Origin of the sequence: Microtetraspora niveoalba (assembly GCF_001570405.1) — a bacterium.
GTDB classification, from domain to species: Bacteria; Actinomycetota; Actinomycetes; order Streptosporangiales; family Streptosporangiaceae; genus Microtetraspora; species Microtetraspora niveoalba.
Genome location: NZ_BBYM01000059.1, coordinates 1 through 12,598 on the forward strand (window position 1 = coordinate 1; position 12,598 = coordinate 12,598).

At 71.7% G+C, this 12,598-nt stretch carries 14 protein-coding genes and 1 riboswitch; of the genes, 8 read left to right on the forward strand and 6 right to left on the reverse strand.

Annotated elements, in window-relative coordinates; translation table 11 throughout:
- The 3 genes from AWQ70_RS35985 to AWQ70_RS35995 all read left to right on the forward strand — a co-directional run.
- Positions 1–358: glycerol-3-phosphate dehydrogenase C-terminal domain-containing protein (locus AWQ70_RS35985; RefSeq protein WP_281197184.1), on the forward strand; the 358-nt coding region annotated here is incomplete at its 5' end.
- Positions 359–679: 321 nt separating this feature from the next.
- Positions 680–1,591: a ferredoxin family protein gene (locus tag AWQ70_RS35990; protein ID WP_067186507.1), complete on the forward strand. Its 912-nt coding sequence runs from the start codon at positions 680–682 to the stop codon at positions 1,589–1,591.
- A 114-nt stretch (positions 1,592–1,705) separates the two neighbouring features.
- Positions 1,706–2,020, forward strand: a complete 315-nt coding sequence (locus tag AWQ70_RS35995) for a WhiB family transcriptional regulator (protein ID WP_076434697.1) — start codon at positions 1,706–1,708, stop codon at positions 2,018–2,020.
- 130 nt (positions 2,021–2,150) lie between these two features.
- On the opposite strand, the gene rsgA is transcribed toward AWQ70_RS35995, so the two are convergent.
- The 5 genes from rsgA to AWQ70_RS36020 form a co-directional block, all read right to left on the reverse strand.
- A complete protein-coding gene (rsgA, locus tag AWQ70_RS36000; protein WP_084518192.1) occupies positions 2,151–3,263 on the reverse strand; it encodes a ribosome small subunit-dependent GTPase A in 1,113 nt (370 codons plus the stop codon).
- Between the two features lie 266 nt (positions 3,264–3,529).
- Complete coding sequence (gene glyA, locus AWQ70_RS36005) at positions 3,530–4,789, reverse strand: serine hydroxymethyltransferase (protein ID WP_067186509.1); 1,260 nt, start codon at positions 4,787–4,789, stop codon at positions 3,530–3,532.
- A 29-nt stretch (positions 4,790–4,818) separates the two neighbouring features.
- Positions 4,819–4,915, reverse strand: a riboswitch (ZMP/ZTP riboswitch).
- A 95-nt stretch (positions 4,916–5,010) separates the two neighbouring features.
- Complete coding sequence (locus tag AWQ70_RS36010; protein ID WP_084518193.1) at positions 5,011–5,958, reverse strand: YihY/virulence factor BrkB family protein; 948 nt, start codon at positions 5,956–5,958, stop codon at positions 5,011–5,013.
- Positions 5,959–6,023: 65 nt separating this feature from the next.
- Positions 6,024–6,419 carry a YccF domain-containing protein gene (locus AWQ70_RS36015; protein ID WP_067186511.1) on the reverse strand — a complete coding sequence of 132 codons (396 nt, stop codon included), beginning with the start codon at positions 6,417–6,419 and terminating at the stop codon, positions 6,024–6,026.
- A 3-nt stretch (positions 6,420–6,422) separates the two neighbouring features.
- Entirely contained in the window at positions 6,423–7,379 is a 957-nt protein-coding gene (locus tag AWQ70_RS36020) for a TIGR03084 family metal-binding protein (protein WP_306303436.1), read from the reverse strand.
- A 114-nt stretch (positions 7,380–7,493) separates the two neighbouring features.
- On the opposite strand from AWQ70_RS36020, the gene AWQ70_RS42200 reads away from it, so the two are divergent.
- The 5 genes from AWQ70_RS42200 (at position 7,494) to AWQ70_RS36040 (ending at position 11,603) form a co-directional block, all read left to right on the forward strand.
- The gene (locus tag AWQ70_RS42200) at positions 7,494–7,628 is read left to right on the forward strand and encodes a hypothetical protein (protein WP_281197185.1); all 135 of its coding nucleotides are present in this window, start codon (positions 7,494–7,496) and stop codon (positions 7,626–7,628) included.
- 463 nt (positions 7,629–8,091) lie between these two features.
- Positions 8,092–9,771, forward strand: a complete 1,680-nt coding sequence (locus AWQ70_RS36025; protein ID WP_067186515.1) for a nitrite/sulfite reductase — start codon at positions 8,092–8,094, stop codon at positions 9,769–9,771.
- A 40-nt stretch (positions 9,772–9,811) separates the two neighbouring features.
- Positions 9,812–9,967, forward strand: a complete 156-nt coding sequence (locus AWQ70_RS36030; protein ID WP_066939173.1) for an Insertion element protein — start codon at positions 9,812–9,814, stop codon at positions 9,965–9,967.
- Between the two features lie 33 nt (positions 9,968–10,000).
- Entirely contained in the window at positions 10,001–10,729 is a 729-nt protein-coding gene (locus tag AWQ70_RS36035) for a phosphoadenylyl-sulfate reductase (RefSeq protein ID WP_067186517.1), read from the forward strand.
- Between the two features lie 124 nt (positions 10,730–10,853).
- A complete protein-coding gene (locus AWQ70_RS36040; RefSeq protein WP_157530863.1) occupies positions 10,854–11,603 on the forward strand; it encodes a sirohydrochlorin chelatase in 750 nt (249 codons plus the stop codon).
- Positions 11,604–11,752: 149 nt separating this feature from the next.
- On the opposite strand, the gene AWQ70_RS36045 is transcribed toward AWQ70_RS36040, so the two are convergent.
- Complete coding sequence (locus AWQ70_RS36045) at positions 11,753–12,589, reverse strand: EamA family transporter (RefSeq protein ID WP_067186522.1); 837 nt, start codon at positions 12,587–12,589, stop codon at positions 11,753–11,755.
- Positions 12,590–12,598 lie beyond the last annotated feature (9 nt).

The following is a 12,598-nucleotide window of genomic DNA, read 5'->3' on the forward strand; positions in this document are numbered from 1 at the left end:
GCCGGCACCCGCGGACGGCGCCGGCGCCTCCCCGAACCGCCGGAGCCCGTCCCTCCCCGGCCCGTCGCCCGACGGCCGGTCGCGCCGCGCCGCGTCCCCCGGCGACCCGCCGGCCCACCTGGTCGCGCGGTACGGCTGGGAGGCGCGGGCCGTACAGGACCTGGCGAGGCGGGACCCGGCTCTCGGCGAGACGGTCGCCGCCGGGATCACCCGGGCCGAACTGGTGTGGGCGGTGCTCCACGAGGGGGCGCTCGACGCGGGCGACCTGCTCGACCGGCGGACCAGGATCGGCCTCGTCCCGGAAGACCGCGAGGCGGCCCTCCCCGCCGCCGAGGCGGCGCTCGCCCTTGGCGGCTGAGCGCGCGCACCCCGCCCGCCGCGCCGGGACGACGGGCCGGGACGACGGGCCGGGACGACGGGCCGGAGAACGTCCCGTCACGGCGTCACCCCGCCCTACGGCCCGCATACGCACCGTGACGGCCGGGGAGCGCGGCGGGAAGTGTGACGAGGATCTCTGTCCGCACCGGTTGACGCGAGACGCGAGGGGAAGTTGGGACCCCGCGTGCCGGGCCCTTGACACCTGTCGATAAGGTTAGTCTTACCTAATTCCGTCGGCCGGATCGGGGATCCCCGGCACCCGGACCGCGACGAGGCGAGCCGAGAAGGAGGGCGGGCCGGCATGGCGAATGGGTGCGGACACGCCGCCGCGCTGCACACGGGCGAGGCGCCGATCCTCGCCAGCGCGACGGTCGGCGCCCGGTTCTGGCTGCTCATCGAGCATTCCGGGCCCTGGGCGGCGTACCTCGACGAGTGCCGCCTGCCCGACGACGTGCGCATCCTGATCGACCGGGCCACCGCGCTCGGCGTCCGCCCCCAGTTGATCCGCCGCCCCGGGCGGCGACCGGCCCCGGGAGGCCCGCTGCACGTGTTCGTCGCCTCCTCGTCGGGGGCGCGGCCGTGGCTCGCGGAGGGCTCGTTCCAGAGCTCCAACGATCTTGACCTGGGCTCACTCGTGCACGGAGTGGTTCCGGAGTCCTGCATACTGGTGAACGAGCCGGTGTTCCTCGTGTGCACCCACGCCAAGCGCAACGCCTGTTGTGCGCGTCTCGGGCTCCCGCTCGCGCGGTTCCTCGACGAGAACCTGCCGGGCCAGGTGTGGGAAACCACCCATGTCGGCGGCGATCGATACGCCGCCAACCTCGTATGCTTGCCACACGGGCTTTACTACGGCAGCATGTCTCAGGCTGCTGCGATCGCGGCGGCAAACGCGTACCGGAACGGTGAGGTCGTCCTCGACCGTTACCGGGGGCGCGCGGGTCTCCCTGAGCCACTGCAAGCCGCCGAGCATTTCGTCCGCGCACATACGGGCGAGCTCTCGGTCGGCGGGGTGGCCGTGGAATGCTCCCGGTCGGAATCGGAAGGCGACGCCACCGTGTGCATCGTGCAGTGCACGAGGCCAGGTGGTCTGTCGCGGTTTCGGGTAGTGGTCGAGCCTGCGGTGTTCGCGGCACCGTGCGGCACGGCCTGCACCGAAGAGATCTCGACCTACAGGCTGGCGGAGTTGAGCGAGCTCAGCCCGGCACTGGCCTGAGGCTCTGCCAAGAGCTGGGAACACCACGGCTGATCCCGGCGTTGGACCCAGGGACGCCACAAGCGCCCGATGCGGCACAAACACTGAAATACCTCTCACCAAAGGTGGTTTCTCATGTCTCAGGTACGTCGGCAGCTCGCCCGCCCGCGCCCCAGCTGGGGTTGGCAGGATGATGCCGCGTGCCGGGGAGAGGACCTTGTGCTGTTCTTCGGTCCTGACGGCGAGCGTCAGCCGGAGCGCGACATCCGCGAGCGCAAGGCCAAGGCCATCTGCGCTCAGTGCCCCGTGCGAGCCGAGTGCCTCGACTACGCCCTTTCCCGTCCTGAGAAGTACGGCACCTGGGGCGGGCTGAACGAGGACGAGCGCGCCTCCGAGCGTCGCCGCCGCATGCGGCGCGCCGCGAGCGCCGGCATCAGCGCGGTCGCCTGAGCCGACTGAACGTCTCCCCCCGACACGCGTCACACGAGGCCGCCGGGCCGTTCCACCCGCCGATACCCCAACACGGCGGGCGGAACGCCCGGCGGTTTCGTCTGTCCGCCGGGCGTTCCGGTCCCTCCGGCTACGGCCGGGAGCGGCCGGGCTTGCGCATCTCCTTGTGGATGATCTTCCACTTGCGGGTCTCCTCGCTGCGGAGCCGCGCGTCGGTGCGCCGGGCCATCCACGCCGCCTCGCGCTGGAGCTTGACCCAGCTCTCCAGCCGCCGCTCGGGAAGCGCGCCCGCCTCCACCGCCGCGCGTACGGCGCAGCCGGGCTCGCCGCCGTGCGAGCAGTCCGCGAACCGGCAGTCCTCGGCGAGTTCCTCGATGTCGGAGAAGACCAGGTCCACGCCGTCGCTCATGTCGTACAGGCCGACCCGGCGGATGCCGGGGGTGTCGATGATCAGCCCGCCGCCGGGCAGCGGGATCAGCTCGCGGTGGACGGTGGTGTGCCGTCCCCGGCCGTCGGCCGCGCGCACCTGCTGGGTCTCCATCACGTCCCCTCCTGCGAGGGCGTTCACTAGGGTGGACTTGCCCGCGCCGGACGGACCGAGGACGACGGCCGTCTTCGCGCCGTCGAGGTAGGCGCGCACGGCGTCGACGCCCTCGCCGGTGTGCGCGCACACCGGGTGAACGTCCACGCCGGGGACGGCGTTCCGGACGTCGGCCAGGAGGTCGCCGAGCCCCCGCTCGAACAGGTCGGCCTTGGTGATGAGCACCACCGGCACTCCCCCGCTCTCCCAGGCGAGCGCCACCAGGCGCTCGATCCGGCCGAGGTCGGCGAAGTCGGTGGAGTGCATGGACGGCTCGGCCACGAACACGATGTCCACGTTGGCGGCCAGGACCTGGCCCTGGCCGTCGCCGGACAGCCCGCCCCGCGAGTCCCTGCTGACGCCGCCGCGCACGAACGCGGACGATCGGGGCAGGACGCCGTCCAGCTCGTAGCGGCCCTCGGGCAGCCGCGAGAGGGCGACCCAGTCGCCGACGCACGGCAGGCTGACGGGGTCCTCGGCGGCGGCGCGGCGGATCCGGGCGCTGTAGCGGGCCTGGAACTGGCCGTCGGCCGCGATCACCTCGGCGGCGCCCCGGTCGACGCGGGCGACACGGGCGGGAACGGCACCGGCGGGAAGCGGAAGCGAGTCGTTCCAGCCGAGAAGAGAAAGATCGATGGAACCGGAGAACGAACCGGAGAACAACTGGGTGACACCCTTCGGGAGTCGGGTGCCCAGCGACGGTCTAGGCGGGCACCCGGAGGTTGACGGACGGCATGGTCATCAGAAAGACCCGCATAGTCGTCACCTCCCTCAGTGTCGGCCGCATCCGAAAGCGGCGTTCCGGGCAGAACACTAGCGCACCGCCTCCCCACCCTCGCAACCGATTTTTCCCCGGATTTCCCGCGAAACGCGGCGTGGCCACGCCCCCGTGAGAGGGCGTGGCCACGCGTACGCGCCGGAAGAGGGGGTCAGGACAGGCCGGGGGCCGGGAACTTGGCCGTGAGCTCGCTGACCTCGTTGTGGACCCGGGCGATGACGTCCTCGGCGTCGCCCTTGGCGACCGCGGTGACGACCTCGTCGATCCAGGCGCCGATCTGGCGCATCTCGCCCTCGCCCATGCCGCGCGAGGTGACCGAGGGGGTGCCGATCCGGATGCCCGACGGGTCGAACGGCTTGCGCGTGTCGAACGGGACGGTGTTGTAGTTGGTCTCCAGACCCGCCCGGTCGAGCGCCTGGGCGGCGGGCTTGCCGCCGACGCCCTTGGGAGTCAGGTCCATCAGGATCAGGTGGTTGTCGGTGCCGCCGGAGACCAGGTCGAAGCCCCGGGAGCCCAGCTCCTCGGCGAGCGCCTTGGCGTTCTTCACGACCTGCGCCGCGTACGCCTTGAACTCCGGCTGGGACGCCTCGCGCAGCGCGACCGCGATGGCGGCGGTCGTGTGGTTGTGCGGGCCGCCCTGCAGGCCGGGGAAGACCGCCTTGTTCAGCGCGGTGGCGTGCTCGTCGGAGGTGGCCATCAGCATGGCGCCGCGCGGGCCGCGCAGCGTCTTGTGCGTGGTCGTGGAGATCACGTCGGCGTACCCGACCGGCGACGGGTGGGCGCCGCCGGCGACGAGACCGGCGATGTGCGCGATGTCGGCGGCGAGGACCGCGTCCACCTCGCGGGCGATCTCGGCGAACGCCGGGAAGTCGATGGTGCGCGGGATCGCGGTGCCGCCGCAGAAGATCAGCTTCGGCCGGTGCTCCAGCGCGAGGGCGCGGACCTCGTCCATGTCGATGCGGCCGGTGTCCTTGCGCACGCCGTACCGGACGGGGGTGAACCACTTGCCGGTCGCGGAGACCGACCAGCCGTGGGTGAGGTGCCCGCCGAACGGCAGGCCCATGCCGAGCACGGTGTCACCCGGCTTCAGGAACGCCATGTAGATCGCGAGGTTGGCCGGCGAGCCCGAGTACGGCTGGACGTTGGCGTGGTTCACGCCGAAGACCGACTTGGCCCGCTCGACGGCGATGGTCTCGATCTGGTCGATGACCTGCTGGCCCTCGTAGTACCGCTTGCCGGGGTAACCCTCGGAGTACTTGTTCGTCAGAACCGTCCCGGTGGCCTCAAGCACGGCCCGGGAGACGTAGTTCTCCGAGGCGATCAGCTTGACGGTGTCGGCCTGTCGCCGCTCCTCGGCCCTGATGAGCTCGGCGATCTCGGGATCGACGACGTTCAGCGAGTTCTCAGCCATTGGCGCCTTTCCTTGTCAACATCGACAGCCGCGGTGACCCAGGCGCACGGCCTCCGCACGTTCGCTCCCCGGTGGTGCCCCACCTAGCACATGCCCGAGGGCACGTCAGCGCCAGTCGCGACGCCTCCCACCCTATCCGAGCCTCCGGGTACGGCTCGCGCACCCCGGAGGCCGGAGCGCCGTGTGAATCCGGCCCCGCGACGGCGGGACTGCCGGAGGGGCTATTCGGCCTGGCGGCGGGCGGTGCCCTCCAGGGGCCACATGCGGTCCACCTCGGCGTTCAGCGTGGCGCCGATGAGCACGGCGAGCGCCGTGATGTACAGCCAGAGGAGGACGGCGATCGGGGCCGCGAGCGAGCCGTAGATCGACAGCGGCGTGAACCAGGCGGCGAGGACCTCGCGCAGGACGGCGCCGCACACGATCCAGATGATGAGGGCGAGCACGGCTCCCGGGACCTCGCGCCACCAGCGGGTCCGCATCGGGACGCTGACGTGGTAGAGCAGGGTCAGCATGACCACCGAGCCGACGATCACCACGGGCCAGTAGAAGATCGTGACGAGCACGCTGTAGCCGGACAGCGCCTCGGCGAGCAGCGTCGGGCCGATGACGAGCACCGGCATGACGATCAGCCCGATGAGCAGGGCGGCCAGGTACAGCCCGAAGGACAGGACCCGGGTCCGGATGATCCCCCGGGTCTCCCCCAGCCCGTAGGCGATGGATATCAGGTCCACGTACACGAAGAGGGCCCGGGACCCCGACCACAGCGACAGCAGGAACCCCACCGAGATGAGCGAGACCTGCCCCCCGGCGAGCACGTCGTTGAGCAGGGGCCGCACGACGCGGTCGACGGTGTTGTCGGTGAACAGCAGGCCGGCCTGGTCGACCACCCACTGCCTGATCAGTGTGACGGTCTGCTCGCCGAGCAGGCCGCTCAGGTGGCCCATCACGCCGAGCAGTCCGAGCACGAACGGCGGCAGCGACAGGAGCGCGAAGAAGGCCGCTTCTCCGGCGAGCCCAGTGACGCGGTAGTTGACGCCCGCCATGGTGGTGGACTTGGCCAGCGCCCACGCGCTGGAGCCGCGCACCCAGTCGAGCCGGGCCCGGGCACGCGCCATGCCCCGGCGCGAGTCGTGTCTCGGCCGGTGGGTGGGCGCGTCCGCGGACGTCATGGCATCTAACCGTATTCGCAAGGACGGGGTGTCATGACACCGATGAGCGAACTGACGCCGAGCCCTTACCGTGTCGAAATGTACGGATTGTCGGCATCCACGATGCGAGCCCCGAGCGGCAGGAGAGAGACGGGGATCATCTTGAGGTTGGCGATGCCGAGCGGGATGCCGATGATCGACACGAACAGCGGCACCGCGGTGACGACGTGCCCGATCGCCAGCCAGATCCCGGCGAACACCAGCCAGATGACGTTCCCGATCGCGCTCATGACGCCCGCCTCGGGGTCGCGGACGACGGTGCGCCCGAACGGCCACAGGGCGTACGCCGCGATCCTGAAGGACGCGATGCCGAACGGGATGGTGATGATCAGGATGCAGCAGACGATCCCGGCGACCACGTAGCCCAGGGCGAGCCACACACCGGCGAAAACCAGCCAGATGACGTTCAGCAGTGTCCGCATGTCTCAATCATGGCGCACGTCATCTTCCCGTGATTTCGCGATCTCCCGGAGATTCACCTGATTTTTCAGGGTTTCAGATGTCCCTTCCGGTTTCAGGGGCTTCTCGGGGTTCAGGGACTTTTCCGCGCCCCGAGATCCCGCCGCGCCCCGGGCTCCCGCCGCGCCCCGGGCTGCTCGTCCCGGTCCGGGCGGCCCGGCGAACGCCTGGGCGACGGACATCCACGCGCCGGCGGTCCCGCCCGTCACGGACAGGGAGGTGTCGGCGACGTGGGACCGCTGCGTGACGACCAGGCAGAAGTCCTCGATCGGCCCCCGCACCGCGTCCTCGGCACCCTCCGGCCCGGCCACCCACCACGTGCCGTCCGGCATGGCCAGCTCCACCCTGACCGGGGCCGAGGGGACCGGCCGCCCCCGCACCGCGAAGCCGTACGGCATGGCGCGCACGCCCAGCAGGGCCACGTGGCGCAGCCGCGTGGTGGGGGCGCGGTCGACCCCCAGCGCGTCGGCGACGTCCTGGCCGTGCGCCCACGTCTCCATCAGCCGGGCGGTGGCGAACGAGGCGGGCGACATGTCGGGGCCGTACCACGGGACCCGGGCGGCGGGATCGACCGCGCGCAGCGCCTCGGTCATCCGGGCCCTGGCCGCGCCGAACCAGTCGAGGAGCTCCGCGGGGGCGAGCCCGCGCGAGTCCGCGACCTGGTCGTCCAGCGCCGTCTCCCCGCGCGCCATCAGACGCTCGCGGGCGGCGCGGAACCCGTCCGGGTCGCTCAGCGCGGAGGCGGCCGAGTCGTCGAACCAGGCGAGGTGGCTGAACTGGTCGCGCACGGACCAGCCCTCAGAGGGAGTGGGAAGCTCCCAGCCGGGAAGGTCGAGAGTACGCACCATCGCGCACAGCTCCGCCGTCTCGGCGCTCAGGTCGGCGATCAGCTCGGACATCAAATCGGACGTGGAAACGGCCACGGCACCCTCCCGGACGACCCTGAACGGTCCGAACCGCGTGAACGACCCGAACGCCACGAACGGCTCTGGACCGCGAGCGTAACCGAATGTTCTTCTACGGGGAACGGTGAGACCGTGATCTGCGACGCCTGCAAGGAGCGCCGGCACGACGAGTGCCGCGACGGCTCCTGGTGCGACTGCCAACACCGCGAGCCGCCCGCGACGCCCGGCGGGAACGAGCCCGCGCAGAACTGGATCAGCCAGGGCTGACGTGGGCGCGGACGGGGCGTGACGCCTCCCGGGACGCGTTCCCGGAGTCGCCCGCACGCGCGTTCCGGCCGCGGCGGGAGCCGCGCCGGGGCCGCGTCCCGGCCCCGCCGCCCGCGCGTGTGTCGTCCGGATGTCGTGCGCGTTTCGTCCACATGGTGAAACCGAACTTGGACATCAAGGACGCCCCGGGTATCGTTTGGCACATGCCAGCGGACCCGTTGCTCGTCGTGCGTCGCCACGTCGACCTTCTGCGTGTCCGCAGCGCCATCTGTATCGACGCCCGTTGACCGTCGCCCATCTCTTCTGACATTGGGCGCGTGAACAGGCGTCCTTTTTCGTGTTCGCCCCCGCACTCGACGATGAGGCGGGAGGCCGCCTGACCCACGCGTCCAGGGTCGCGCCGTGGCCCCGTGCCGCTGTTCTCGCGACCCGTTTTCGAATCCTTCGGACTAAGGACGCCCTCATGAGCACCCCGGCCCGCCCGGCGAACCGCCACCACAAGCGCCCGCGCGGCGAAGGCCAGTGGGCTCTCGGTTACCGTGAGCCGCTGAACAAGAACGAGGAGAACAAGAAGGCCGACGACGGGCTCAACGTCCGTCAGCGCATCATCGACGTCTACTCCAAGGCCGGGTTCGACTCGATCGACCCCGCCGACCTCCGGGGCCGGATGCGCTGGTACGGCCTGTACACCCAGCGCAAGCCGGGGATCGACGGCGGCAAGACCGCGATCCTGCCGCCGGAGGAGCTCGACGACCGCTACTTCATGCTCCGGGTGCGCATCGACGGCGGCCAGCTCGACCTGGACCAGCTCCGGGCGATCGCCGACATCTCCAACGACTACGCCAGGGGCACGGCCGACATCACCGACCGGCAGAACATCCAGCTCCACTGGGTCGAGATCGAGTCGGTCCCGGACATCTGGAAGCGCCTGGAGGCGGTCGGCCTGTCCACGACCGAGGCGTGCGGCGACACCCCGCGCGTGATCATGGGCTGCCCGCTCGCCGGGATCGACGCGGACGAGGTGATCGACGGCACCGGCCCGATCGCCGACATCGCCTCCCGGTACGTCGGCGACAAGGCGTTCTCCAACCTGCCGCGCAAGTTCAAGACCGCCATCAGCGGCTGCTCCGCGCACTGCACCGTCCACGAGATCAACGACGTCGCGTTCGTCGGCGTGACCCGCGAGGGCGAGCAGGGCTTCGACGTCTGGGTCGGCGGCGGCCTGTCCACCAATCCGATGTTCGCCAAGCGGCTGGGCGCGTTCGTACGGCCCGAGCAGGTGCACGAGGTGTGGGCGGGCGTCTGCGGGATCTTCCGCGACTACGGCTACCGGCGGCTGCGCCACCGGGCGCGGATCAAGTTCCTGGTCGACGACTGGGGCGCGGAGAAGTTCCGCGAGGTCCTGGAGACCGAGTACCTCGGCTACCGGCTGCCCGACGGGCCCGCCCCCGAGGAGCCGCGCGGCGGCCGCCGCGACCACGTCGGCGTCTTCCCGCAGAAGGACGGCAACTTCTACGTCGGGTTCGCGCCCAAGGTGGGCCGGGTGGACGGCGACACGCTGCACCGGATCGCCGACATCGCCGAGCGGCACGGCTCCCGCCGGGTCCGCACCACGGTCGAGCAGAAGATGGTCGTCCTCGACGTCGCACCCGACCGCGTGGACTCGATCGTCGCCGAACTGGAGGCCGCCGACCTGCGGGTCAACCCGTCCACGTTCCGCCGCCAGACGATGGCCTGCACCGGCATCGAGTACTGCAAGATCGCGATCGTCGAGACCAAGTCGACCGCGGCGAAGCTGATCGACGAGCTGGAGGCCCGGCTGCCCGGCTTCGCGGAGCCGCTCACGATCAACGTCAACGGCTGCCCGAACTCCTGCGCCCGCATCCAGGTGGCCGACATCGGCCTCAAGGGGCAGCTCGTGGTGAACGACGAGGGCGAGCAGGTCGAGGGCTTCCAGGTCCACCTGGGCGGCTCGATCGGCGTGAACCCCAACTTCGGCCGCAAGGTCCGCGGCCTGAAGACCACCGCCGAGGAGCTGCCCGACTACGTCGAGCGCGTCGTGCGGAACTTCGAGAAGCAGAAGAACGACGGCGAGACGTTCTCCGAGTGGGTCCATCGGGCCGACGAGGCGGACCTCAAGTGACGGCCGGCCACGCACGCGGGCGGACGGGCGAGGAGGCGGCATGAGCGAGCGAGCGGCCCCCTACTACTGCCCCTACTGCGGCGACGAGGACCTCGAGCCCTACGCCTCCGAGGAGGAGAGCCACGGCTGGTACTGCCGCTCGTGCGCCCGCGCCTTCCGGGTGAGGTTCCTCGGCATCGGCGTACGACACAGCTAGCCCCCTCCGAAGTACGACGTTTGAGGAGTAGTCATGACCCTGGTGGAGATAGAGGAAGGTCTTGAACGCCAGCGCGGCGTGCTCGACCTGCAGAGCATCGTCGAGTCCGCCGCGCGGTTCCTGGAGGACGCGCCCGCCCGGGAGATCATCCGGTGGGCGGCGGCCACGTTCGGAGACCGCCTCTGTCTCACCTCTTCGATGAGCGACGCGTTGCTGATCGACCTGGTGAGCCGGGTCAAGCCCGGCGTGGACGTGCTGTTCATCGACACCGGCTACCACTTCGCCGAGACGATCGGGACCCGCGACGCGGTCGAGGCGGTCTACAAGGTCAACCTGATCAACGTGACGCCGTCGCGGACGGTCGCGGAGCAGGACCGCGACCTCGGGCCCCGGCTGCACGGCCGCAACCCCGACCTGTGCTGCTATCTGCGCAAGGTGGAGCCGCTCAACCGGGCGCTGGAGCCGTACCTCGCCTGGGTGTCGGGCATCCGGCGCGACGAGTCGCCCACCCGGGCGAACACGAAGGTCGTCGAGTGGGACGCCAAGCGCCAGATGGTCAAGATCAACCCGATCGCGCGGTGGACCCAGGACGAGGTCGACAACTACATCGCCGACAACGGCGTCCTGATCAACCCGCTGCACTACGACGGCTACCCCTCGATCGGCTGCGCGCCCTGCACCCGGCGGGTCGCCGCGGGCGAGGACCCGCGCAGCGGCCGGTGGGCCGGGCTCGGCAAGATCGAGTGCGGCATCCACCTCTGACCGTTCAGCCGCCCGTTCACCTGCCCGTTCACCGGGGCCGTCCGGCGCGGACGCCGCACGCCTCCGTGCCCCGTCCGCGCCCGGCATCCCGGAAAGACCTGGAAGAGCCCTGGAAGAGCCATCCGTGAACGCCCATCCGACCACACCGCCGCTGATCGCCGTGGCGCACGGGTCCCGCGACCCGCGCGCCGCCACGGCGGTCGAGTCGCTGCTCGACGGCGTACGGCTGGCCCGGCCCGGCCTGGACGTGCGGACGGCGTACCTGGACCACGCGCCGCCGACGCTCGGCCGGGCCCTGTCGGGGCTGGACGAGGCCGTGGTGCTGCCGCTGCTGCTCACCGCGGCCTACCACAGCCGGGTCGACATCCCCGCCGCCCTGCGTGAGGCGTCCGTCCGCCGCCCCCGCCTGCGGGCCCGGCTCGGGCCGACCCTGGGCCCCCACCCGCTGCTCGTGGCCGCCCTGGAGCGGCGGCTGGCCGAGGCCGGGGTCGAGGCCGGAGACCCCGGCACCGCTGTCGTGCTGGTCTCCGCCGGTTCGAGCGACCCCCGCGCCAACGCGGTGGTGGCACGCGTCGCGCGCTCCTGGGCGCGGCGCCGGTCCTGGTGGTCGGTGACCGCCGCCTACGCCTCCGCCGCCGCCCCCACCCCTCAGGACGAGGTCGTACGGCTGTCGCGCGCCGGGGCGCCCCGCGTGGTCGTCGCCCCGTATCTGCTGGCCCCCGGGCATTTCGCCGACAAGGTCCGCCGCGACACTCTGGCGGCCGGGGCGGACCTGGTCGCCGACGTCCTCGGCCCGGCCCCCGAAATCGTCACGCTCCTCCTCGAACGGTACGAACAGGCCGCCCACCAGCCGGAGCCCGCCGCCACCGCCTAGATGGACCGGCACGCCCCCCTCATCGTCGCGGGCGGCCCCTGGAGTGTCCGCGGCGCCGCCGTACGCCTCCGGCGCCCTGAAAGCCCCGGGAGAAGGGGTGCCGTCAGGGATCGGCGCCGGGCGGCCGGTGCTCACCTACATGATCACTGTCAGTTGAGGGCGAGGAGGCTGACGGCGACGGCGGCGACGCCGAGTCCGGCGAGTTGGCCGCGGTGGACGCGTTCGGACAGGACGACGCGGGCCAGCAGGACGGTGCCGGCCGGGTAGAGGGCGGTGATGACGGCGACGACGGCGAGGTCTCCGCTGCGGGCGGCGAGGAGGAAGGCGAGGTTGGCCAGGGAGTCCAGCATTCCCGCGGCGGCGCACAGGGCGGGTGCGGGGCGCCGGGCGCCCAGGCGCTCGCGGAGCAGCGCTGCCGCGGCCAGGACGAGGGCCGAGGAGACGGCGCGGCCGGTGATGATGGGGGCGAGGCCGCTGTCGGCGGGGCTCTGGTGGAGGCAGATGAGCTGGGCGGCGATCGCGGCGCCCGCGCCCAGAGCCAGCAGCAGGGCCGTGCGGCTGGGGCGGGAGGCTCCCGCGCCGGGGCCGGCGCTGACCAGGACGACGGCCGTCAGCGCGAGCGGGAGGCCGAGCAGGGCGTACGTGGTGAGGTGCTCGCCCTGGGCCAGGCCGAGGCCGACCGGCAGGACGGCGGAGACCAGTGCGGTGACGGGCGAGAGCACGCTCATGGGGCCGATGGCCAGGGTGCGGTAGAGCAGCGCGAAGGCCGCGGCCGACGCGGCTCCGGAGGCGGCGCCCCAGGCCAGGGCGGCCGCGCTCCAGTGGGCGCCGAGGAAGGGCCACAGGACGAGTTCGACGGCGAGGCTGGCGGGAGCCGCGATGACGACGGTGCGCAGGACGTGCGCGCCGCGGGCGCTGAGCCCGCCGAGGAAGTCGGCACAGCCGTAGGCGAGGGAGCTGGCCAGGGCCAGCAGAAGAGCGGTCACAACACAAAC